19 protein-coding genes are annotated in these 22890 nt (G+C 74.5%); 9 read left to right on the plus strand and 10 right to left on the minus strand.

Going from position 1 to position 22890, the window contains the following annotated elements; translation table 11 throughout:
- Nucleotides 1-37: 37 nt before the first annotated feature.
- Nucleotides 38-781, minus strand: a complete 744-nt coding sequence (locus AB5J51_RS06990) for a carbonic anhydrase (protein ID WP_136226099.1) — start codon at nt 779-781, stop codon at nt 38-40.
- A gap of 100 nt (nt 782-881) precedes the next feature.
- Complete coding sequence (locus AB5J51_RS06995) at nt 882-2078, minus strand: Gfo/Idh/MocA family protein (RefSeq protein WP_369777168.1); 1197 nt, start codon at nt 2076-2078, stop codon at nt 882-884.
- A gap of 123 nt (nt 2079-2201) precedes the next feature.
- On the opposite strand from AB5J51_RS06995, the gene AB5J51_RS07000 reads away from it, so the two are divergent.
- Nucleotides 2202-2552: a hypothetical protein gene (locus tag AB5J51_RS07000; protein ID WP_053788073.1), complete on the plus strand. Its 351-nt coding sequence runs from the start codon at nt 2202-2204 to the stop codon at nt 2550-2552.
- Nucleotides 2553-2564: 12 nt separating this feature from the next.
- Here the strand turns inward: AB5J51_RS07000 and AB5J51_RS07005 are convergent, their stop codons facing one another.
- Nucleotides 2565-3176 carry an isochorismatase family protein gene (locus tag AB5J51_RS07005; RefSeq protein ID WP_053788025.1) on the minus strand — a complete coding sequence of 204 codons (612 nt, stop codon included), beginning with the start codon at nt 3174-3176 and terminating at the stop codon, nt 2565-2567.
- Between the two features lie 88 nt (nt 3177-3264).
- Nucleotides 3265-4245, minus strand: coding sequence for a GlxA family transcriptional regulator (locus tag AB5J51_RS07010; protein ID WP_369777169.1), 981 nt, complete (start codon nt 4243-4245; stop codon nt 3265-3267).
- 160 nt (nt 4246-4405) lie between these two features.
- On the opposite strand from AB5J51_RS07010, the gene AB5J51_RS07015 reads away from it, so the two are divergent.
- The 4 genes from AB5J51_RS07015 to AB5J51_RS07030 all read left to right on the plus strand — a co-directional run bounded on the left by AB5J51_RS07015 (nt 4406) and on the right by AB5J51_RS07030 (nt 7462).
- Nucleotides 4406-5107, plus strand: coding sequence for a DUF4389 domain-containing protein (locus AB5J51_RS07015; RefSeq protein WP_369777170.1), 702 nt, complete (start codon nt 4406-4408; stop codon nt 5105-5107).
- 104 nt (nt 5108-5211) lie between these two features.
- Nucleotides 5212-5847, plus strand: coding sequence for a metal ABC transporter ATP-binding protein (locus AB5J51_RS07020; RefSeq protein WP_053788028.1), 636 nt, complete (start codon nt 5212-5214; stop codon nt 5845-5847).
- Nucleotides 5844-6710 carry a metal ABC transporter permease gene (locus AB5J51_RS07025; RefSeq protein ID WP_136226095.1) on the plus strand — a complete coding sequence of 289 codons (867 nt, stop codon included), beginning with the start codon at nt 5844-5846 and terminating at the stop codon, nt 6708-6710. Before AB5J51_RS07020 ends, AB5J51_RS07025 begins: the two co-directional genes overlap by 4 nt.
- Nucleotides 6668-7462, plus strand: a complete 795-nt coding sequence (locus AB5J51_RS07030) for a metal ABC transporter solute-binding protein, Zn/Mn family (protein WP_136226094.1) — start codon at nt 6668-6670, stop codon at nt 7460-7462. The genes AB5J51_RS07025 and AB5J51_RS07030 overlap by 43 nt, the downstream gene beginning before the upstream one ends.
- A 54-nt stretch (nt 7463-7516) precedes the next feature.
- Here the strand turns inward: AB5J51_RS07030 and AB5J51_RS07035 are convergent, their stop codons facing one another.
- The 3 genes from AB5J51_RS07035 to AB5J51_RS07045 all read right to left on the minus strand — a co-directional run bounded on the left by AB5J51_RS07035 (nt 7517) and on the right by AB5J51_RS07045 (nt 11813).
- The gene (locus tag AB5J51_RS07035; RefSeq protein WP_053788031.1) at nt 7517-8260 is read right to left on the minus strand and encodes a DJ-1/PfpI family protein; all 744 of its coding nucleotides are present in this window, start codon (nt 8258-8260) and stop codon (nt 7517-7519) included.
- Nucleotides 8261-8343: 83 nt separating this feature from the next.
- Nucleotides 8344-10023, minus strand: a complete 1680-nt coding sequence (locus AB5J51_RS07040; protein WP_369777171.1) for a class I adenylate-forming enzyme family protein — start codon at nt 10021-10023, stop codon at nt 8344-8346.
- Nucleotides 10020-11813 carry a CoA transferase gene (locus tag AB5J51_RS07045; protein WP_369777172.1) on the minus strand — a complete coding sequence of 598 codons (1794 nt, stop codon included), beginning with the start codon at nt 11811-11813 and terminating at the stop codon, nt 10020-10022. Before AB5J51_RS07045 ends, AB5J51_RS07040 begins: the two co-directional genes overlap by 4 nt.
- A 149-nt stretch (nt 11814-11962) precedes the next feature.
- Between AB5J51_RS07045 and AB5J51_RS07050 the strand changes: the two genes are divergently transcribed.
- Nucleotides 11963-13165: an acyl-CoA dehydrogenase family protein gene (locus tag AB5J51_RS07050; RefSeq protein ID WP_369777173.1), complete on the plus strand. Its 1203-nt coding sequence runs from the start codon at nt 11963-11965 to the stop codon at nt 13163-13165.
- Here AB5J51_RS07050 and AB5J51_RS07055 read toward each other — a convergent pair.
- Both AB5J51_RS07055 and AB5J51_RS07060 read right to left on the minus strand, forming a co-directional pair.
- Entirely contained in the window at nt 13162-14223 is a 1062-nt protein-coding gene (locus tag AB5J51_RS07055) for a sugar ABC transporter permease (protein WP_369777174.1), read from the minus strand. The two genes, AB5J51_RS07050 and AB5J51_RS07055, sit on opposite strands and share 4 nt — an antisense overlap.
- Nucleotides 14220-15431 (minus strand): MFS transporter, encoded by a 1212-nt coding sequence (locus tag AB5J51_RS07060; protein WP_369777175.1) that lies wholly within the window; start codon nt 15429-15431, stop codon nt 14220-14222. Before AB5J51_RS07060 ends, AB5J51_RS07055 begins: the two co-directional genes overlap by 4 nt.
- A 212-nt stretch (nt 15432-15643) precedes the next feature.
- On the opposite strand from AB5J51_RS07060, the gene AB5J51_RS07065 reads away from it, so the two are divergent.
- Both AB5J51_RS07065 and AB5J51_RS07070 read left to right on the plus strand, forming a co-directional pair.
- Nucleotides 15644-16291 carry a hypothetical protein gene (locus AB5J51_RS07065; protein WP_369777176.1) on the plus strand — a complete coding sequence of 216 codons (648 nt, stop codon included), beginning with the start codon at nt 15644-15646 and terminating at the stop codon, nt 16289-16291.
- A 162-nt stretch (nt 16292-16453) separates the two neighbouring features.
- Entirely contained in the window at nt 16454-17092 is a 639-nt protein-coding gene (locus AB5J51_RS07070) for a sigma-70 family RNA polymerase sigma factor (protein ID WP_053788037.1), read from the plus strand.
- Between the two features lie 48 nt (nt 17093-17140).
- Here AB5J51_RS07070 and AB5J51_RS07075 read toward each other — a convergent pair whose 3' ends face one another.
- Nucleotides 17141-18688 carry a hypothetical protein gene (locus tag AB5J51_RS07075; protein ID WP_136226088.1) on the minus strand — a complete coding sequence of 516 codons (1548 nt, stop codon included), beginning with the start codon at nt 18686-18688 and terminating at the stop codon, nt 17141-17143.
- Between the two features lie 269 nt (nt 18689-18957).
- On the opposite strand from AB5J51_RS07075, the gene AB5J51_RS07080 reads away from it, so the two are divergent.
- Complete coding sequence (locus tag AB5J51_RS07080; protein ID WP_136226087.1) at nt 18958-22863, plus strand: Pls/PosA family non-ribosomal peptide synthetase; 3906 nt, start codon at nt 18958-18960, stop codon at nt 22861-22863.
- Nucleotides 22864-22890: the final 27 nt, after the last annotated feature.

The raw sequence follows: 22890 nt of genomic DNA on the forward strand, positions 1-22890 counted from the left end.
CCCGGCCGGTTCTCGGGCGGTCCGCGAGGTGCGTGCCTCAGCGGATCCGGCGCACCCGCTGGGTGGTGAGCTCGTACCGGGCGCCGACCACGGCCAGCTTCCCGGCCGTGACCCGGGCGGCCAGATCGGGTTCCGCCGCCAGCCGGGAGCGTACGAGCCGTACGTTCTCGGTGACCGCCGCATCGACTCGGGCCTCCCGGCGCAGGCTGCGGTCGACGGCCGGACGGATCTGCTGGGCCAGGTAACGCAGGTGTCCGGGCAGTTGCTCCAGTCCCTCGGCGGCGCGGACCGCGGCGGTCACGGCCCCGCAGGACTGGTGCCCGAGCACCACGACCAGCGGGATCGCCAGCTCCACGACCCCGAACGCGATGCTTCCGAGCACCGCGTCGTCGAGGACCTCGCCGGCCGACCGTACGGTCATCAGATCGCCGAGCCCCTGGTCGAAGACCAGCTCCGGCGGGACGCGGGAGTCCACGCAGCCCAGGATGACGGCGAACGGGTGCTGTCCCCCGACCAGCGCCTGCCGTACGGTCCGGGTGGCGTCGGGATGGGCCTCGTGGAACGTCCGCCAGCGGACGTTGCCTGCCGACAGCTCGCGCAGCGCCGCCTCGGGCGTGGCGGGCCGCGGGCCGTGCAGACCGGTACGGGTGCTGCGCGCCGTGGAGCCGGCCCCGGACGCCAGCCCGGCGCACAGGGCCACGGCACCGGTCAGGGCGCCCCGCACGAGGCCGCGCCGCCCGGGAATGCCCTCGGCCCGGTGACGCTCAGCAAGGACGCTCATGCGGGCCCAAGGTAGGGCCCTGCAGGGCCGGGGCCCGGAGGCAGGCCCGCCCTTGGGGAACTCTTGGGCAAACAGCGGGGCCGTTTCGCCCACGGGCCGTTCACCGGGGCCCGGCGGGCTGCTGGCCGCGGTCGAAGTACGCCACCAGGTCCGGGTCGAGCGGCGGTACCCGGCGGGGCGTGCCGCCGGCGCGTAGGGATTCGGTCGCCAGGCAGCCCACCGCGACCGCCATACGGGCCGCGACCGGCGAGGTGTCCGTGGCTCCCCCGTGGCGTACGAAGCGCAGGAACTCGTCGATCAGGAGCGGATCGGCGCCGCCGTGCCCGCCCGCGGCCGCCGCGTCCGGGACGGTGTGGGAGGCGTCCGGCTCGGCCCGGTACCCGGAGCGCCGGGCGTTCCACACCCGGACCTCGCCGCCGGGGCCGTCGCCGAAGTTCTCCAGGCGCCCGGCATCCCCGATGACGGTGTAGTTGCGCCAGTAGTCGGGGCTGAAATGGCACTGCTGGTAGGCGGCGAGCACGCCGTTGGCGAGGCGGAGGTTGAGCAGCGAGACGTCTTCGACGTCGATGACCGGGTTGAGGCCGCGCTGGGTGTGCGGGGGCCAGTGGCCGTCTTCCGTGTACCAGTCCTCGCCCTTGGGCTCGCCGGGCGCGCGGCGGTGCGGGTTGTCCCCGTAGACCATCAGGTCGCCCATCGCCTGGACGTCGTCGGTGTAGGCGCCGGCCAGCCAGTGCAGGACGTCGATGTCGTGCGCGGCCTTCTGGAGCAGCAGGCCGGTGGTGTACCGGCGCTCGGCGTGCCAGTCCTTGAAGTACCAGTCGCCGCCGTAGCCCACGAAGTGCCGGACCCAGACCGTCCTGACCCGGCCGATCTCGCCGGCCGCGATCAACGCGCGCATCGTCCGCACCACGGGCATGTGCCGCATGTTGTGCCCGACGTACAGGCGGGTGCCCGTCTCGCGGGCGGTGCGCAGGATCTCGTCGCAGCGGTCCACCGAGATGTCGAGCGGCTTCTCGACGAATACGGGCTTGCGGGCGACGAGTGCCTGGCGGGCCAGGTCGGCGTGGGTGTGGTCGGGGGTCAGCACGAGGACGGCGTCGACCTCGGGGTCGTCGATCACCGCCCGGTGGTCGGCGGTGACGTACGCGCCCGGGAAGGCCGCGGCGGCATCCGCCCGGGCCCGCGGATCGGGGTCCGCGACGGCGGTGACCGCCGACCCGCGGCCGGGCCGGTGCGCCGTGCGCGCGATGCTGCCGCGCAGCCCGAATCCGAGGACGCCGATACGAAGGTCAGTCATGGCCGACTCCCTTCCCGTCCCGGCCGCGTTCATCCGCCCGGCGGAGCACCGGATGCCGCCCGTGCCCCGCCGGGGCAGGCTGTGGGCAAGGCCAGCCACCCCCGCACAGACGAGGACCGCGCCATGTCCCACAGCCGGCGTATCGGCGTCATCACCGCGGCCGCAGCAATTCTGCTGACCGCCACCGCCTGCTCGGGCCTGGGCCGGAGCACCGTCGGCATGCTCACCTTCCGCGGCCACGACTCGCCGGTCGAGCTGAGCTACTCCAACACGTCGGTGAACGGATGCCACAAGATCGCCCTCCCGAAGGGCGCCACCCACGTCGAGAACAACACCCTCGTCGACGTCGTCCTGTACCGGACGGAGGACTGCAAGAAGCTCGACGGCGGCGACGGCATCTACGTGGCCACCACGCTCTCGAACGTGACGGCCCCGGTCAGCCTCCCCTGGCGCAGCTTCAGCGTCATCCACTGACCCGCGCGGCCGTCACGGCGTCAGGGCTGCGACCGTGGGTGCCACCGTCCCGAAGAGGTCGGCGATCGTGGTGAGGCTCGCCGACTGGAGGGCGGCCGCCGGGATCGGCTTGCCGTCGGGCGCCGTGAGCGTGCGCGTCGCGGTGGCCTCGGCCACGACGGTCGGGCGGAAGCCCAGGTTGAAGGCGCCCTGGGCCGTGAAGGTGATGCACATGTGGGTCATGAACCCGGCGATCACCAGGTCCGGTCCGGCGCCGAGCTCCCGCAGGGTCTTCTCCAGCTCGGTGGCGTGGAAGGCGTTCGGGACCTGCTTGACCACGACCGGTTCCCCGTCGAGCGGCGCGACCTCGGCGCTGATGGCACCGATCTCGGCCCGGATGTCGTACGGGGTCCCCTCGCCGCCGTCGTTGACGACGTGTACGACCGGCGCGCCGGCGGCCCGGGCCGCGGCCAGCAGGCGCGCGCCCGCCGCCAGGGCCTGCTGCGCGCCTTCCAGGGCCATCACACCGGACCGGTAGGTGTTCTGGAAGTCGACCATGATCAGGGTGGACTCGGCCAGGCGGGGCAGCGTGCCCGGGAGGCCGAAGACATCGCGCAGGGTGGCGGACGCGGTGGATGCAGACATGGGTGAACCGTCCTTCGGATCGGAAACGGGCACGGCGAAGCCGCGGCCCCGGCGCGGGTTGCGCCGGGCAAGGGATGGGTGGAAACGGTCAGTTGGCGGTGCGGAAACGGCGGCGGTACGCGGCCGGGGTCGTGGCGATCTGCTTGCGGAAGGCGCGGTGCAGGGTCTCCACCGAGCCCAGGCCGGCGGCCGCGGCGACCTGTTCCAGGGGCTGGTCGGTGGTCTCGAGCAGCCGGCGGGCGCCTTCCACCCGTACCGCCTCCACGTAGGCGGCGGGGCTGGTGCCCAGCTCCTTGCGGAAGATCCGGGCGAAATGGCGCTCGCTCACGGACATCCGGGCCGCGAGGGCGGCCGCGGAGAGGTCCTCGCCGAGGTGTTCGGTGATGAAGACCCGCAGTGCGTCGATGTCCCTGCGGGAGGCGGCCGGGCGGCTGAGCGGAACGCTGAACTGGCTCTGGCCGCCCTGCCTCTTGAGGTACATCACCAGCTGCCGGGCGACCACGAGGGCGAGTTCCTCCCCGTGGTCCTCGGCCACCAGGGCCAGCGTCAGGTCCATGCAGGCGCTGATCCCGGCCCCGGTCCACACCCGGCCCGACCGGACGAAGATCGGGTCCGGATCGACCTCGACCTGCGGGTGGTCGGCTGCCAGCTGGGCGGCGGTGGACCAGTGGGTGGTGGCCCTGCGCCCGTCCAGCAGGCCGGCCGAGGCCAGCAGGTGCGCGCCGACGCACACCGACGCCACGCGCCGGGCGTGCGGGGCGGTGGCGGCGATCCACCGGACCACCTCGTCGTCGACGCGGGCGACCGGGCCGTCCTCCCCCGGCTCGACGGCGCCGGGCACCACGAGGGTGTCCACGGCGGCGCCGACCTCGGCGAAGGAGAGATCGGTGACCAGCCGGACGCCGGCCGACGTGGTGACGTGTCCGCCGTCCGGGCCCGCCAGGCGTACGTCGTACAGCCTGCGCCCCGCCTCCCGGCTCGCCAGGGCGAAGACCTCGGCGGGGCCGGTGACGTCGAGCAGGTCGACATCGGGGAAGACCGCGATCACGACGCGGTGGGGCGTGGACATGCGTCCATCCTGGCCGCGCGGCCTCATGTCCGCAATGACGCTTGTCTGTCACATCCGGACAGCAGGGGCGCCGACTGGAGCATGCCCCGTGCGGCGCGGATGATGGAGGGGCACGAGGTCCGGGGGCTCACGACGCCGGACACGGGACGGTGACGCAATCATGTCCGCGAACGATTCTCCCTATCGCTCGGTCAGGGTGAGCGCCGACCTGGACAGCCCGCTGTCGCGCTGGCTGTGGCTGGTCAAGTGGATCCTGGCGATCCCGCACTACATCGTGCTGCTGTTCCTGTGGATCGTCTTCGTCCTGGTCAGCGTGATCGCCTTCTTCGCGATCCTGTTCACCGGGCGCTACCCGCGCGGACTGTTCGACTTCAACGTCGGCGTGCTCCGCTGGTCGTGGCGGGTCTCGTACTACGCGTACGGGGCCCTCGCCACCGACCGGTACCCGCCTTTCAGCCTCGGCCCCGAGCCCGGCTATCCGGCGCGCCTCGAGATCGCCTACCCGGAGCACCTGTCGCGGCCGCTGGTCCTGGTGAAGTGGTGGCTCTTCGCGATCCCCCACTACCTGGTCATCGCCTTCTTCACCGGCGGCATGCGTCACGGCTGGTGCGGCGGTGGCGGTCTGATCACGCTGCTGGCGATCATCGCGGCCGTGGTGCTCGCCTTCACCGCCAAGTACCCGCGCGACGTCTTCGACCTGATCGTGGGACTGCACCGGTGGGTGCTGCGCGTCGCCGCGTACGCCGCGCTCATGACGGACGAGTACCCGCCGTTCCGGCTCGACCAGGGCGGCGACGACCCGGCACCCGCGCCGGCCGCGACCCCGGCCCCGGCCGCTCCACCCGCCCCTCACTGGACCTGAACCGGCCGAACCGGATCCGCCGCCCGCCGGAACCGGAAGGGGCCCGCGTCCGACCAACTCCGAGTGCCGGGAACCCCCGGCACCGGACGACGGGAGGGCGACGGATGGGCGGGCTGGACGTACGCATGCGGGGGGTCGCCTGCCGCCACGGCCGGGTCGAGGCGGTCGCCGACGTGGATCTGGAGATCGCGGCGGGCGAGCGCGTCGCGCTGACCGGCACCAACGGCTCGGGCAAGACCACGCTGCTGCGTGCGGTCCTGGGGCTGCACCGCCAGGTGTCCGGGAGCATCCTGGTCGGCGGCCGGGGCACCGGTTCGGCCGCCGAGTGGGCCTGGCGGCGGCGGTCCTGCGCCTGGATCCCGCAGAAGCCGGCGACCGGCCGGTTCCCGCTGCTCGGCGACGAACTGCTGGCCAGCGGCGGCGCACCGGCCGAGGCCGCCGAAGCGGCACGGAAACTGGGGGTCGGCGCGCTGCTCGGACGGCCGCTGCACACGCTGTCCGGCGGCCAGCTGCAGCGCATGTACCTGGCCCGGGCGATCGGCTCGGTGGCCGCGGGAGCCGAGGTGCTGCTGGCCGACGAGCCGACCGCCGCACTGGATTTCGGCGGCCAGGAGGAGGCGGCCGAGGTACTGGCCGGGCTGCCGGTGACCCTCGTCGTCGTGACGCACGACCGGGCGCTCGCGGAGCGCTGTGACCGCGTGCTGGAGATGGCCGCGGGCCGGCTGCGGGAGATCGGGTGATCCTCGCGACCGCAGGTCTCGGCGAACTGCTCCAGCTGGTCCCCGTACAGCGGGCCGGCTTCGCCCTGCTGCTGGCGGCGGTCGGACTGCCGGTGATCGGGGTGGTCGTCGTCGGCCTCGACATCATGCCGGTGCGCTTCGCGATGATGCACGTCGCCCTGCTGGGGATCGCGGTCGGGCTGCTGACCGGGCTCGACCCGATGCTCTGCGCGCTGGTGGCCTGCGCCCTGGCCGGTGCGGGGGTGGCCCCGCTGGCCCGTACCCCGGACGGGCTGTCCGGGGCCATGGGCCTGCTGATGAGCCTGGCCATCGCCGCCGCGCTGCTCGTCCTGGCCGTGTCGGGGGTCAACGCCTCCGGTGCGTTCGCGCTGCTGTGGGGCTCGATCCTGTCCGTGGGCACCGCCGATCTCGTGGTGCTCGGTGCGCTCGCGGTCCTCGTACCGGGCCTGTTCTGGTGGCGGCGGCGCGATGTGGCGCTGCTGCTGTACGACCGTGAGCTCGCCCAGTGTTCCGGCGTCCCGGTCGGGGCGCTGACCGTGGTGCTGCTGGTCCTGGTCGCGGTGGCGGTCGCCGGGGCGATCAAGCTCACCGGCGCACTGCTGGTCGACGCCCTGACCCTGCTCCCGGCGCTCGCCGCCCGCCGCCTGGGCACCTCGCTGCGGTCCATCACCCTCTGGGCGGTCGGCATCGGCGTGGTCGTGAACCTGACCGGTTTCCTGCTCGCCCTGCGCCTCGACTGGCCCCCGGGGCCGGTCCTCGTCCTCACCGCGGGGGCGCTCGTCCTCGCGGTCCATCTCGTTCCCGAACGGAGCATCAGCTCATGGCGCGCACCCGCGTCCGACTCGCTTCCCTCCTCGCACTGAGCGCGGCACTGGCCCTCGTCACCGGCTGCGGCAACGGCAACACCGCCTCGAAGGACGGCCCGCCCGGCGGGAAACCGGTCGTCGTCGTCACCACCACCTGGGAGGGCGCCTTCGCCAAAGCCGCCGGAGCCGAGGACGTCAAGGTGATCGTGCCCCAGTCGGTGCACCACGCCCCGGACTACGATCCCAAGCCCTCCGACCTCGCCGCCGTCGGCAAGGCCGACTTCGTCCTCTACGCCCCCTTCGAGCCCTACGCGGCCAAGATCAAGGAGGCCGCCGGCTCGAAGGCCGAGCTGGTCGAGGTGAACCTCGACAACGACGCCGACAAGGTCAAGGCCGAAGTGGCCAGGCTGGGCAAGCTGTTCGGCACCGAGGCGGCCGCCGCGCGGTGGACGGCGTCGTTCGACACCGAGTACGCGAAGCTGTCGAAGGACGTCCAGGGTTCCTGGCCCGGCGGGAAGAGCCCGGCGGTGGTGACCCAGGCGTTCACCGGCTGGTCCGCGAGGCTGGCCGGTGCCGCCCCGGTCGGCACGTACGGTCCCGAGGCGGTCACCCCGGCGCAGCTCGCCGAGCTCTCGGGGAAGAAGCCGGCCCTGGTCCTGGACAACGCCCACATGTCCACCGGGACCGTCCTGCCCGACTCGGGGGCCCGACAGGTCGAGATCGTCAACTATCCGGGCACGGACCTCGATCTGCTGCCGGTCTACCGCAACGCGGCGGCCGAGCTGAAGAAGGCCATGGGCGGCTCCTGACCCGGCATGCGAAAGGGCGGGGAGCAACGACCGTGCTCCCCGCCCTTCCTGCGTTTACGGGCACCCGGCCGCAGGCGGTGTCCACACCGTGCCGCGTGCCTCGTACTCGAGCATGGCCTCCACACCCGTCGCCGCGTCGGCGCCGAGCTCCCGGCGTACGAGCCACAGGGCGAGCTCCAGGCCGGAGGTGATGCCGCCGGCGGTGACCAGGTCGCCGTCGTCCACCACACGGGCGTTCTTCAGCAGGCCGCCCTGCTTCTCGAGGTCGGGGCGCGCCTTGTGGTGGGTGGTGCAGGGGCGGTTCCCGGTCAGGCCGGCGGCGGCCAGCAGCATGGCGCCCGTGCAGACGGCGCTGACGGTGAGGCCGGGGCGTACTGCTGCGGCCAGGTTCCGGGGAAGCGTGCCGCCCCGGATCTCGGCCCATACGCCGGGGCCGTCCTGGCGCCCGTAACCGCCGCCCGGTACGAGGAGGATGTCCGCCGAGCGCGGGGCCCAGGCGTGCTCGACCTCGACCCGGGTCCCGTAGGCGGCGGTCACGACTCCCGGGCCGGTGGTGGTGACGTAGCGGACGTCGACCGCGCGGTCCGTGAAGAAGCGGGCGGCGGAGAAGACCTCGTAGGGGGCGGCGAAGTCGAGCTCCTCCACTCCGTCGTACATGACGACGTGCACGCGCAGCGGTCCCGCCGCCTTCGCGGCGGATCGCGGGGGCGCTGCGGCGGCCTGCGCCGTGGCGGTGCCCGCCATCGTGGCCGCGGCGCCGATCGCGGTCGAGGCTCGGAGGAGGTTCCTGCGGTTCATCCGACGGTCCTGTCCTGTCCTGTCCTGTCCTGTGCTGTTCTGTTCTGTCGTGCGCTGCGCCGTGCCGTGCTGCATCGGTTCGGTCAGCCCGCGTGGGCGAGCGGAGGTGCGAGGGCCGCCTGCTGCCCCAGCCGCTCGCGCAGGGCGGCGCGGTCGGGCTTGCCGGCCGGGGTGAGCGGAAGTTCTGCCAGTACCAGCAGCCGCTCGGGGTGCTTGCGCTGTTCGAGCCCCCGCCGGGTGAGGTGTGCGCCCAGCGAGGCGAGCGTGGGGGCCTCGGGGCCGCGCGGTACGACGCAGGCCGCGAGGCGTTCGCCCATCAGCTCGTCCGGGATGCCGACGCACACCACGTCCCGCACCCGGGGGTGAGAGGCGAGTTCCCGCTCGACCTCCGCGGGGCTGATGTTGGCCCCGCCGCGGATGACGATGTCCTTGAGGCGGCCCACGAGGTGCAGGACGCCGTCCGCGTCGATCAGACCGAGGTCTCCCGTACGGACCCAGCCCTCGGGGGTGCGGTAGCGGGCGTCCAGGTCCGGGGCGGCGACGTAGCACATGGGGGTCATCGGGCCGCGGGCGACGATCTCGCCGATCTCGCCGTCGGGGAGCTGTTCGTGCGTGTCCGGGTCGGTGATGCGGATGTCGGCGACGCGTGGGTCGGGTCGGCCGGCCACGATCCCCGTGCCGTCGGCCTCCGGGGCCTCGGCGCCGAGTCCGGTGTGGCAGTTGACGCCGTCGGCCGAGCCGTAGAGGTTGACGACCGGACAGCCGAAGGCGCGGGCGGCGTCCTCCGCCGTGGTCGCGTCCAGGGCCGAGCCGCCGAGGACCAGGGCCGTGGGCGGGGGCAGTTCACCCCCGTCGGGACCGGGGTGTTCCAGCCGGTCCAGCATCATGCGGACCATCGTGGGGACGCCCAGGACGTGCGTGGGACGGTGCTCGCGCACGGCGGCGAGCGCCGCCTCGGGGGTGAAGTGGTCGAGCAGGATCAGTGTCCCGCCGTGCCGGGCGAGCGTGACGGCCGTGCCGTTGGACCCGAACGCGGACCCGAGCGGTACGAGGAACAGGCAGCGCGGCGGGGTCCCGTCGGGCATGAGCGAGGCGAGGAAGTTGCCCCGGCCCCCGGCGAGCGCGTTGTGGGAGTACGCCACCATCTTGGGCTCCGCCTCGGAGCCGGAGGACACCAGGATGCGGGCCGCGCTGTCCGGGTCGGGCCGGGCGGGCACGAACGCAGCCGGGTCGGAACGCAGCAGCGCGGACAGCGGAATCGTTCCTTCAGGTGCGGTGCCCACCCGCCCGGCGGCGATGACGTGGCGCAGCGCCGGCAGGGCGGGCAGCAGGGCCCGCAGGCCGGCGGCGTGGTGGTCGCCGCGGTGCTCGACGGCCGCGATGACCGCGACGGCCTCAGCCGTGCGCAGCAGCGACGCGGCCTCCCGGATGCCCCGGCCGACGGGGAAGGAGAGGGCCACCGCGCCGAGGGCGGCGAGGGCCAGTTCGGCGATGACCGCCCCCCGGCCGTTCGGGAGCTGGACGCCGACCACGTCACCGGGGCGTACGGCGAGGTCCCTGAGCCCGGTGGCGAGAGCGCGCACCTTGCGGTCCAGCGCGGTGTAGCAGAGCTCGCCCCGGGCGTCGATGACGGCCGTGGCGTGCAGGTCGGCGATCTGCCGGGCCCGGAAGAGGCTGTAGAGGTCGAGGTCGGGGCAGGTCCCGTCGACCGCCCAGGTGCGGCGCAGGCCGGCGGGCAGCAGGTCGTGCAGGGCGACGGTCATACGAAGCTCCAGGGGTCGGGAACGGCGGGGGCACCGTGCGCATCGCGGCTGATCGAGCCGGTGAAACGCGGGTCGTGGTGCAGCAGGTCGGCCGGATCGGTGGTGACCGCGGTCGCGGACAGGCCGTGGCTGCGCAATTGGGCCAGGGCCTCGACGGTGGGCAGCTCGCGCAGGTCGTACGCGGCGGCCGCGGGCGCGCAGGTGTCGGTGGGGGCGATCCAGCCGTCGGCGGTGCGCAGCGGTCGGCGGAATCCGGCGGGCCGGCGCGGATCCGCCCCGCGGCGCGCCCGGCGCAGGGCGGGGGCGGTGAGCGTGTCGGCGGCCCCGAGCAGCGAGGAGTCGACGCGGACACCCGCTCCGGTGCGCTCGCGCAGGAGCAGTCCGGCCAGTACGGCCTCGGTTCCCATGAGCCCGCCCAGTACGTCGACGAGGGTCATGAGGGACGGTGCAGGGGGCTCGTCCCGCGGACGTGCGGCTTCGCCGACGCCGGTGCGGGCCTGGACCATGAAGTCCGTACCCATCGGGGCGCCGGGGATCCGGCCCGCCCAGCCGCCCGTGTACGCGTAGACGAGGGCGGGGTTCACGGCGGCCAGGTCGGCCGAGTCGAGTCCCAGTGCGGCCGCCTTGCCGGGGGCCCAGTTGTGCAGGAACACGTCGGCCCCGGCGGCCATCTCGCGCAGCCGGCGCCGGTCTGCGGGGGACTTGATGTCCACCTCCACGGCCTGCTTGCCCCGGTTCAGGGCGAGCCAGCGGGCGGAGATCCCGCAGCAGGCCGGGGGCATTCCGCGCAGCGGGTCGCCGCCCGGCGGTTCGATCCGGACGACATCGGCGCCGAGCAGGCGCAGCAGGTGGGCGGCGAGGGGCGCCTGGATCCGGCGGCCCGCCTCGAGCACGGTCAGCCCGGCCAGCGGCCGGGCGGCGGCGGGGGGTGCGGCGAGGGGGCGGTGGCCGGATCCGTACGGTGCCAGGGACCAGGGCGCGGCGCCGTCGTGTTCGGCGGCGCGCTCGGCGAGGGTCCGCAGCCGGCAGACCTCGGCGCCCGCCGTCGCGGCCGCCGCCCCGATCCGCTGCCAGGTGTGCCGGCGCGCCGTGGTGTGCAGGGCCCGCGGGAAGGGGGCGCAGGCCGTGGCGTACCGGAACTGGAACGGCCGCCAGCCGGCCCGGATGGCCTCGAAGGGTGCCTCCAGGACCCGCCAGAACGCGGCCCAGGCGCCCGGGTCCAGCGTCTCCAGCTCGAAGAGGACGCCGTCGGCGGACGTGAACGGCGGTCCGCCGGGGGCCGTTTCGGCGGCCTCGCCCTCATCGGCCCCGGCGGCGGCGAGGTACTGGGAGACGGCCAGCAGCCCGGCCCGGTCGGCGCTCGTGTCCACCCGGCCTGCCACGCCGCCCCTGGCCTGGGCCAGCAGCCCGGCGAGCAGCCCCTGCACGGCCAGTACGCCCGTTGCGGTGGCGGCATAGTCGACCGCGAGGCCGCGCGGAGCGCCGTCGCGGCGCCCGTGCACGGACATGATGCCGGTGGCCGCCTGCACGGTGGCCTCGTCCGTCATACCGCCCGCCGGATGCGCCGCCCAGCTCAGGGACGCGTCCTGCCGGTCGAATCCCCTGCCGGACACGGCGATGAGCGCCGCGCGGCCGTCGCCCGGCTCCGGCCCGCCCGTACGGGCTCCGGCGCCCGCGCCGAGGAGCGTGAGGTGCTCCACGACCAGGCCGGTCAGCCCGGGCGGACCCGAGGCGGCGAGGTGCAGTCCTTCGAGCGGCCGGGCGGTTCGGGTGACGGCTGGTGACGCCATGCCTCTCCTCTTCTCCTGGGGCGCGGCGGTGGCCGGCGCCCCGGACGTGCGGGAACGCGGGAACCCGGGAGGGTGCGCACCCGACCAGTTCCTCGGGAAGGCAGTCGGACTGTCGTTCCCACGGGTTCCCGGCAGGCTGGAGGAAAGTGGTGCAGAACCAAGGAGCTACGGGTCACGCCCGACCCGGACCGCCCTCGGAGGAGGCCGAGTTGCGGGACCGGGTGGCGGAGTTCGTCCGGAGCCGGGTCATGCCCTGCGAGCCCGTACTCGACGCGGGCGGCCCCCAGGCAGCCGCAGCCCTGCGGGAGTTGCAGGCGCAGGCGAAGGAGGAGGGCCTGTGGGCCCTGCCGCTCGGCATCGAACTGGGCGGCCAGGGGCTCCCCCTGGCCCGGTACGCCCGCATCGCCGAGGCCGAAGGAGCCAGCGACCACGGACCGGCGGCCCTCGGCTCCGCGTCCCTGCTCGACGCGACCATGCTGCGCAACCACGGCAGCGACCGGGTCCGCGGCCTGTACCCCGGGCGGCTGGCCGCCGCGGAGCTGCGCGCCTGTTACGCGATGACCGAACCGGACGTCCCGGGCACGGATCCGCTGCGCACGGCGACCTGCGCCGAGGAACAGCCGGACGGCAGTTGGCTCGTCAGCGGCCGCAAGTGGTTCATCTCGGGGGCGGCCGGGGCCGATCTGGTCACCGTCCTCGCACGGACCGACGGGGAGCCCGGCGACCGCGAGGGCCTCTCCCTCCTGGTGGTGCCGACCGGCTCCCCCGGCTTCCGCGTCGTACGCGAACTGCCCGTGTTCGGGGCGACCGGGCAGTGGGAGATCGAGTTCGAGCACGTCGCCGTACCCGCCGACCACCTCCTCGGCAGACGCGGGCAGGCCCTGGCCATCGCCGCGGAACGCCTCCGGCTGGGCCGCACCCTGCGCTGCCTGCGCTGGCTGGGCCAGGCCCAGCGCGCCTTCGACCTCATGTGCGAGCGCGCCAACTCCCGTACGGGGTCCCGCGGTCCGCTCGCCGGCCATCAGCTCGTGCAGCAGCACGTCTTCGAGGCGCTGCTCGCACTGCGGACCACCCGGCCGCTGGTCCACGAAGCCGCGGCCAAGATCGGAGCGGGCGAGGACGCGCACGTGGAGGTGGGACTGGCCAAGGTCGCCGCGGCCCGCATGCTCCAGCAGGTCGCGGACGCGGCCGTCCAGGTTCACGGCGCGGCGGGTCTCGGCCCCGACACCCCACTGCCCGCGCTCCTGCGCACCGGCCGCGCGGCCCGCATCCTCGACGGCCCGGACGAGCTCCACCTCACCTCGGTGGCCCGCCGGGTGCTGCGTACGTACGAGAGCCACGAGACGAGCTAGACGTCCCGGATCCCGACCAGTCCGGTCAGCGCGGACAGGCCGAGCGCCAGGAAGAAGTCGCCCCAGATCAGCTCGTGCCTCACCGCGACACCCTGGCCCGCGTCGTAGCAGCCGTCCAGCAGCATGCCCCGGGTCAGGTGCTCGCCCACCAGGCGCTCCAGGATCGCCGCCGCCCTGTACGCGTACTGCGCGGCCCGGCAGCCCGGTACGCGGGCGAGTTTCAGCAGCGCCACCGCCGCGATGGCGGCGGCGGAGGTGTCCAGCGGGCCCGCGGGCTGCGCCTCGTCGGCCAGGGGGACGAGCGGGGTGCCGGGCCGCGTCCACGCGTCGGCCAGTCGCTCCGCGACGGCCGCCAGCCGCTCCGGGGCGCTGCGGGCGACCTCGGGGCGGTGCAGGGCGTCGGCCACGGCCAGCAGCAGCCACGCGCTGCCCCGGCTCCAGCCGGACGCAGGCTCCTCGCACGCCTGCCAGCCCACCTCTGCCGTGAACTCCCGGGCCGGTACGACGCGTCCGCCTCCGCCGAGGCACAGGTCGAGGTGCCGGTGCAGGTGCGACGCGGCGGCCCGGGCGCCCTGCGGGCCCCCGGCGGCGAGCAGCGCCACCATGCCCGGTACGCCGTCGGCCCGGGCCAGCAGCCGGGGGCCGCCGAACGCCGATCCCCAGGGCACCAGCCCGAGTTCGGGGTCCAGCGCGGCGAGAGCGGCCTTGGCCGCCCGGGTCCGCAGCTCCCGCGCCCCGGTGTCTGCGTCTGCGAGCGCCGTCCCGTACCAGAGGATCAGCCCGCGCGTGGCGGTGTCGGCCTCCACCCACTCGGCCAGCCGTGCGGTGCAGGCGGAAGCGGCCGCCCGGTCCTGCGCGCCGCCGGTGTGCCGGGCCCGCAGCCACAGCAGCCCCGCCCAGAACCCGCCGGTCCACGCGCCGCGGCCGGTGGTCGTCCAGCGGCCGGTGTCCGGGTCGGCGTACAGCGGGAACCGGTCACCGGTCTCGGCGCGGGTGACGGCAGCCCGGTCGAGTACGTCGGCCAGCGCCCGCCCGGCCCAGCTCGACGGGGTGGTCACGCCGGGACCTCCGTACGCGTGCCGCGCCTCCGTTCGCGTAGGGCCCAGGTCGTTGCGACGGCGCACGCCACGCCGAACTCGGCGGCGACCAGCAGCCAGCCCGGCCCGTACCGGCCCGCTTCCGCCAGCCGTCCGAACAGCGGCGGACCGACCGCGAACCCGGCGAAGAAGCCGGCCGCCACCAGCGCGGAGTCCTGCCCGGCCCGGCCGGGAGCGGCCCGCTGCATCACCAGCACCATCGAGACGGCGTTGCCGGAGACGGCGAACACCCCGACCGCGACGGCCGCGATCCAGACCAGCGGCCGTACGTACAGTGCGGCGGCCAGCAGGCCGGCCGCGAGGACCGCTCCGGCCGCCAGCAGGCCGGGCAGCCACTCGGCGCGCCCCGGCCGGGCCGCCTTCGACCAGCCCACCCGTCCGGCGATGCCCGCGATGCCGAGCACCGCCACCAGCGCTGCGGCCGCCGTCGGTCCCATGCCGAGCCGCTGGGCGCCGAAGAGTGCCACGTAGGTGTTGACCGAGGCGATTCCGCAGCCCAGGAAGAGGGAGAAGGCCGCCAGCCAGGCGATGGCGCCGCGCGGCACCGGCGACGGGTGCGGCGCCGCCGCTCTGGCCGGCGGGTCGGCGGGCAGGGCGCGATGCGCCCAGAGCGCGGCCAGGACGGCCGCGGCGGAGGCCGTCCACACCGCCCCGCGCCAGCCGACCCCGCCGGCCAGCGCCGCCAGGGGCAACCCGGCGGCGAACGCGCCCAGTTGCACACCGGACTGCTTCATCCCGGTCACCGCCCCGCGCCGGGAAGGCGGAACGGCGGCCAGGACCGCCTTGTTGGTCGCGGGATTGGCGAGCGCCTGCGGCAGTCCGCCCAGCGCGACGGCGGCGAGGAGGAACCCCGGCCCGGGCGCGGCGCCGATCAGCGCGAGCGCCGCCGCGGACACCAGCAGCAGGACGACGAGGGAGCGGCGCGGACCCGTCCGGTCCACCATGCGCCCGCCCACCGGTGACAGAACGGCCGCCGTTGCGAAGCCGATCGTCGTCGTCAGGCCGAGGGCGGTGGGCGAGACGCCCAACTCGCCCACGAGCCGCGGACCGAGCGCGCCGAGCAGGAACAGCTGCAGCATGGAGAAGGCCATGGCGGCGGTCAGCAGCGCCGTCAGGCGGCCCTCCGCCGCTGCCCCGGCCGCCTTCGCCGAGGTCGTCCGTACTGCCACTGCAGACTCCGATCCCACACCTGTCATTTCGGTCCACGGCAGGAGTCGGAACGGCCAACAGGCGGGTTCCCAGCCCCTGTTGTGGCGTGCGACACATATGGTTTTGTCCGGTGATGCCAATTCCCGACGCCCCTCTGTAGCGGCCACGAGAGGGATGCGACGATGAGCCCGCCATGACCCAGGGACGATGTTGTCGCGCGGTACGGGCTGCGATGTTCGCGGCCACCTGCGTGCTGCTCGCCTCCCTCGCCCACATCCTCATGACGGGGACTGCGGTCCCCTGGTGGGCCGTGGCGGCGGCCTCGGGCGCCACCGGTGCGTTCGCCTGGTTCCTCGCGGGGCGCGAACGCGGCCTCCCGGCCGTCATCTCGGCGACGGTCGCCGTCCAGGCCGCACTGCACACCGGGTTCTCACGGGCCCAGGCGGCCGTTCAGCCGTCCGCGCCGGTGCGCGGCGCCGGCCACGCGCATCACGCCGCGCACGCGATGACCGACGGCAGCATGGCCGTGCACATGCCGATGCAGATGCCGATGCCCGTGCGGATGCCGGTGCGGACTGCTCTGCCCGCAGGGCACGACATGGGCTCCATGTCACCGACCGGCATGCTGGCCGCGCACCTGCTCGCCGCCCTGCTCTGCGGGCTCTGGCTCGCGTACGGGGAGCGGGGCGCGTTCCGGGTCCTGCGCGCCGTGGCCGGTCTGCTCCTCGTACCGCTGCGGCCGCCCCTGCGCCTGCCCGCGCCCCCTCACCGGCCGCGCCTGCGTCCCCGCCGCGGCCTCGGCCCGCGCCGTCTGCGCGGGCTCCTGCTCGTCCACGCCCTCACCTCACGGGGTCCGCCCCCCGGGACCGCTGTCAGCTGACAGCCGGCTCACCGACGCGCGCGCCGCTGCTGCGCCGCCCGCCTCGGTCATCGGCCTCGCCGTCCGGCAGGCCGTACAGCTCACCGGCCCGCCGCGCCCCGCTGTCGCAGTGCGTGCGCGGCGCCGGCTCCGGATCCCGGATTCCCAGAAGGACATCAGGCGATGACCCCTGCCCTCCATCCCCGTCCGACCGCCGCCGAGACGACGACGGCACCCGCACGCCGTACGGACGGTGCCGACGAGTCGACCACCCTGCTGGCGCTCGCCGCGCGCGACGGCGACCCCGATGCGGTGGACCGCTTCGTACGCGCCCTGCACCGTGACGTCCGGCGCTACGTCGCGTACCTCAGCGCCGATCCGCAGGCGGCGGACGACCTCACGCAGGAGACGTTCCTGCGCGCCCTCGGCAGCCTGCACCGCTTCGAGGGCCGCTCCTCCGCCCGCACCTGGCTGCTGTCCATCGCCCGGCGCACCGTCATCGACAGCCTCCGCCACAAGGCGGCCCGTCCCAGGATCTCGGACCGGGACGACTGGCAGACCGCCGCCGAACGGACGCAGCCGCGCGGCCTGCCCGGGTTCGAGGACGGAATCGCCCTCGCCGAGCTGCTGGGCACGATCCCCGCCGAACGCCGTGACGTCTTCGTCCTCACGCAGGTCCTGGGCCTTCCGTACGCCGAGGCGGCGACCGCCCTCGGCTGCCCGATCGGCACGATCCGCTCCCGCGTGGCCCGCGCCCGCACGTCGCTGATGGAGCTCCTCACGGACGCCGAAGCGCCGGCCCTCGCGGCTTCGGCCGCCTGACCGCCACCGGCCGGGGCAGGCGCCTGCCCCGGCCCGACTTCCCGGCGCCTACCCGCCCTTCAGCCGCCGGACGACCTCGTCGGACACGCGCCGCTGGAGGTCGGCGAGTTGCTCGGGGGTGTAGGCGGTGAGGTCGCCCGGGGCCCCGGCGCCGCCCGTGCCCTGGTCCTTCTGTTTCTGTTTCTCCTGCTCCCTGCGCTGGAGTTCCTGCTCCTCCGGCGAGCCGGGGGCCGCGTACGCGCACCGGATGAGCGCTCCGTCGGCGGCCTTCAGGCAGGTCGCCTCGCGGCCGTCCGGCAGGCCCCTGCCCTCCACCCGGTAGCGGATGTTCTGCTCGCTGCCGACCGTCGCCGTCCAGGTGCTGCCGCCGGTGGGGACGACCTCGAAGACCCTGTCGTCGTTGTAGCAACAGACGTCCCGGTACTCGGCCTTGATCAGCGCGACGAGCGCCTTGGGCGAGGACCACGTCGGACTGAGCCGGTGGACGGTCATCGGGGCGAGCCCGCCGCCCTGATGACGGGTCGGCACGGTCGACACGGCCACCACCGAGCTGGCCTCGCCCTGCGGGGTGAGCGGGGTGACGTACGCGCTGCTTCCGGTCGCGCCGCGGTACTGGAGGGCGAACTCGGACTCGTTGCCCTCGTTGGCGCCGTCCTCGGACGCGTCCCAGCCACTGCGTTCGAACCACCAGTCGCTGAAGCCGCCGACCGCGGCCGTTGCCTCCCGCTGCCGGGCCGCGAGGCTCAGCGGATAGGACGGGCCGGGTACCGCGGCCGTGTCGTCGGTGACGGTGAGCTTCCCGGTCCGCCCGTCGTAGAGCGCGAGCCCGGCGGGCCGTTCCGTCACCACCAGGATCCCGGTCTGGCGCTTGAGGGGGACGACCACGATCGGGGTGTCGCCCGAGCAGGTCACGTACGCGTCGTCGGCCTCGAAGCGCAGCCAGCGCTTCTGTGCCGAGATCTTCCGGCCCAGATTGTGGGTGAACCAGCCGCCGATCCGTGCGTCCGCCCTCTCCACGTCGAACGAACAGCGTTGCCGGCTGCGGCTGTTGCCGCCGAGCGGAATGTCCTGCACCAGGCCGACCTCGTAGCCGGACAGCCAGCCCCGTCGTTCGACCAGGGTCGCGAACCGGTCCGAGTCGGGCAGGTACGTGATGTCGGATATCTCGCCGGTGACATCGCCGAGGTGCGGCGCGGCCTGTGCCTTTCCGACGACGTAGGGGGCCCGGGCCGCGAGCTCGGGCACCGGCTCGGCCACGATCTGCACGTTGTGCATGTACGCGCGATCCTGGAGGTAGGAGCCGTACACCAGCCACCAGACCGTGATGCCCAGCCCGAGGATGCCGGCCAGCCATCCGAGGGCCACGGCCGCGCCCCCGCTCCCGCGGCCGGCGGCGCCCTGCCTGTCGCGCTTGCCCCGGAGCACCTTCACCACCAGCCACAGCACGGTGACGAGGACGGCGGTCAGCAGCGGCGCAGCCAGCCACGACAGGATCTTCCGGAGTTCCCAGACCATGATCGTGGTGGCGTACGAGGCCCACCAGAAGAACAGACCCAACAGAAGGACGGGGATCCCCACCCGCAGTGCCCGGCCCATCAGCGCCCCCCGGCGTCGAATTGCTCCATGTGCGCGACCGCGTACCCCGCGTGTGTACCCCGCACCGCGGCAGGCCAGTCACTCGCCGCATCCGTCACGGACGCCACCGCTATACCGTCCCTTCTGCGCCACCCGCAAGGCTTCAGCGGGAAAATCCTTGATGACGCACTAGACTGGCCGGTTGTTTGGCGCTGGACCGGAACAACCCGGGCAAACCTGGGCTCCGCCAGCGACCCGGACCTCCTTCCGGGACCGAGACGCGAGGGCCGATGGCAGCCACACCTGAGCGCGGTGAAATGACCCTGCTCGACGACGGGGACCCGTTCGACGAGTCCGGCAAATCCGCCCGGTTCTCGGCCGGGCCCGCCGCCCCGACGCGCACCCTCGTGGACATCTTCGAAGCCTCCGTACGGGCCTGCCCCGACGAGCTCGCCCTGGACGACGGCACCGCCCGGCTGACCTACCGGGCGCTGGCCGCCGAGGTCGAACGCCGCAGGCGCGCCCTCGAGGCCGCCGGGGTGGGCCTCGGCGACCGGGTCGGCGTACGCGTGCCGTCCGGGACCAACGAGCTGTACGCGGCCATCCTCGCCGTGCTCGCCGCCGGCGCCGCCTATGTGCCCGTCGATGCCGAGGACCCGGACGAGCGGGCCGAGCTGGTCTTCGCCGAGGCAGGGGTGCGGGCGGTGCTGGGTGCCGGAGGGCGCATCGAGGCCACCGGCCCCGCGGACGCCGCCGTGCCGGCCGCGCGGCCCGGCCCCGAGCACGACGCGTGGGTCATCTTCACCTCCGGGTCCACCGGCAAGCCCAAGGGCGTCGCCGTCAGCCACCGCAGCGCCGCCGCGTTCGTGGACGCCGAGGCCGCGCTGTTCCTCAGCGAGGAGCCGATCGGCCCCGGCGACCGGGTCATGGCCGGCCTGTCCGTCGCCTTCGACGCCTCCTGCGAGGAGATGTGGCTGGCCTGGCGCTACGGCGCCTGCCTGGTGCCCGTCCCCCGCTCTCAGGTGCGCAGCGGCGCCGACCTCGGCCCCTGGCTGGTGGACCAGGAGATCACCGTGGTCTCCACCGTGCCGACCCTGGCCGCGCTCTGGGAGCCCGAAGCCCTCAACGAGGTCCGGCTGCTGATCTTCGGCGGTGAGGCCTGCCCGCCCGAGCTGACCCAGCGCCTGGTCACCGAGGGCCGCGAGGTCTGGAACACGTACGGCCCCACCGAGGCCACCGTCGTCGCCTGCGCCTCGCTCCTGACCGGGGAGGAGCCGATCCGCATCGGCCTCCCGCTGAACGGCTGGGAACTGGCCGTGGTCGACGAGTCCGGCGAGCCGGTGCCGATGGGCGGCAGCGGCCAGCTCGTGATCGGCGGCGTCGGCCTGGCCCGCTACCTCGACCCCGAGAAGGACGCCGAGAAGTACGCCCCGCTGGAATCCCTCGGCTGGGAGCGCGCCTACCGCAGCGGCGACCTGGTGCGCGCGGAGCCCGAGGGGCTCGTCTTCCTCGGCCGCGGCGACGAGCAGATCAAGCTCGGCGGCCGCCGGATCGAGCTGGGCGAGGTGGACGCCGCGCTCCAGGCCCTGCCGGGGGTGGCCGGCGCCGCCGCGGCCGTCCGTACGGCGCGCAGCGGCAACCAGCTGCTCGTCGGCTACCTGGTCGCCCAGGAGGGCTGGGACCACGCGGCGGCCGTCGAGCGGCTGCGCGCCGAGCTGCCCGCGGCCCTCGTACCGCTGCTCGCACCGGTCGAGGAGCTGCCGACCCGCACCTCCGGCAAGGTGGACCGCGACGCGCTGCCCTGGCCGCTGCCCGAGCTGGAGACCACGGGCCCGGCGGAGCAGCTGTACGGCACCGAGGCCTGGCTCGCCGAGCAGTGGAGCGAGACCCTCGGGGTGGCCGTCACGAGCGCCGCCGACGACTTCTTCGCGATCGGCGGCAGCAGCCTCGCCGCCGCACAGCTCACCACCCGGCTGCGCACCCGCTACCCGCGGGCGGCCGTCCTCGACATCTACCAGCAGCCGACCCTGCGCAAGCTGGCCCGGCGGCTGGAGAAGTCCGTACGGGAGGACGACGCGGCCCGGACCGTCGCGCCCGTTCCGCTGCGGACCAAGGTGGTGCAGTCGCTCCTGCTGCTGCCGCTGTTCACCCTGGTCGGTCTGCGCTGGACGGTGGCGCTGCTGGCCCTCGGCAACGCGCTGCACTGGTTCGGCGCGTATCCGTGGGCGCCGACCGCCTCGTGGTGGCTCGTCGTCCCCGGTGCGGCGCTGCTCTTCAGCCCGCCGGGCCGGCTCGCGATCGCGGCCGGCGGCGCGCGGCTTCTGCTGCGCGGGGTGAAGGCGGGGCGCTACCCGCGCGGGGGCAGCGTGCACCTGAGGCTGTGGACGGCCGAGCGGCTCGCCGAGTACGTCGGCGCGACCTCGCTCACCGGTTCCTGGCTGGAGCGGTACGCGCGGGCACTCGGCGCCAAGATCGGCCCCGAGGTGGACCTGCACTCGCTGCCGCCGGTGACCGGCATGCTCAAGCTCGGCCGCGGCAGCGCCGTGGAGTCCGAGGTGGACCTGTGCGGGCACTGGCTGGACGGGGACCGGCTCGAGATCGGCCCGGTCAAGGTCGGCGCGGGCGCGGTGGTCGGCACCCGCAGCATGCTGTTTCCCGGTGCGCGGGTCGGCAAGCGGGCCGAGGTGGCCCCCGGGTCCGCGGTGGTCGGGCAGATTCCGACGGGTCAGCGCTGGGCCGGCGCGCCCGCCGTGAAGCTCGGCAGGGCCAAGCGGAACTGGCCCAAGGAGCGCCCGCCGCGCGGGCTCCCCTGGCGGGCCGCGTACGGGGCGGCCGGCTTCGGTCTGACGGCGCTGCCGGTGCTCGCCACGGTGCCGGCGCTGCTCGTGGTGAGCCGGTTCGTGCCCGCCGGCGCCGGGCTCGTGGAGGCGCTGCGCGGAGCCCTGATCGCCCTGGTGCCCGGGGCGCTCGCGTACGGGTTCACGTACGCGCTGCTCCTGCTGGTCTCCGTACGTCTGCTCAGCCTCGGGCTGCGCACCGGGACCCATCCGACGCACAGCCGGGTCGGCTGGCAGGCCTGGACCGTCACCCAGCTGATGGACCTGTCCCGCGAGACGCTCTTCCCGCTGTACGCCGGGCTGATCACACCGGTGTGGCTGCGGCTGCTCGGCATGAAGATCGGCCGGGGCGCGGAGGTGTCGACCGTGCTCGCGCTGCCGAGCCTCACCACCGTCGGCGAAGGCGCGTTCCTCGCCGACGACACCCTGACCGCGCCCTACGAGCTGGGCGGCGGCTGGATGCGGATCGGCCACTCCCAGATCGGCCGCCGGGCGTTCCTCGGCAACTCCGGCATGACCGCGCCGGGCCGCACCGTACCGGACGACGGGCTGGTCGGCGTGCTGTCGGCGACCCCGAAGAAGGCCAAGAAGGGCAGTTCGTACCTGGGCCTGCCGCCGGTCCGGCTGCCGCGGTCCGCGGCCGACGCCGACCAGAGCCGGACGTACGACCCGCCCGCGCGGCTGCTGTGGGCGCGCGGGCTGGTGGAGCTGTGCCGGATGATCCCGGTGTTCTGCTCGGCCGCGCTGGCCGTCCTGACCGTGGCGGCGCTCTGCGCGCTGGGCACGGCGAGCCGGCTCGGGACCTGGGAAGCGGCGCTGCTGTCCGGAGTGGTGCTGCTGAGCGCCGGTGTGGCCGCGGGCGCGGTGTCCGTGGCCGCGAAGTGGCTGCTCGTGGGCCGGCACCGGGCGGGCGAGCACCCGCTGTGGAGCAGCTTCGTATGGCGCAACGAGCTGGCCGACACCTTCGTCGAGGTGCTGGCCGTGCCGTGGCTGGCCGGTCCGGTGCCCGGGACCCCGCTGCTGAACCTGTGGCTGCGCGGGCTCGGGGCGCGGATCGGCCGGGGCGTGTGGTGCGAGAGCTACTGGCTGCCCGAGACGGACCTGGTGGTGCTGGGCGACGCGGTCAGCGTGAACCGTGGCTGCGTGTTGCAGACTCACCTCTTCCACGACCGGATCTTGAGGACGGATACTGTGGTCCTCCGTGAGGGCGCCACCCTGGGCCCGGGCGGAATCGTCCTGCCCGGAACCACGGTCGGGGCCCACAGCACACTGGGTCCGGCCTCTCTCGTGATGGCCGGGGAATCCGTCCCCGCCGACACGCGTTGGCTGGGCAACCCGATCGAGGCATGGCGGACCTGACAAGGGCCCGGGCACAGCGCAGGGAGC

This window comes from Streptomyces sp. R33 (assembly GCF_041200175.1).
Lineage (GTDB): Bacteria > Actinomycetota > Actinomycetes > Streptomycetales > Streptomycetaceae > Streptomyces > Streptomyces katrae_B.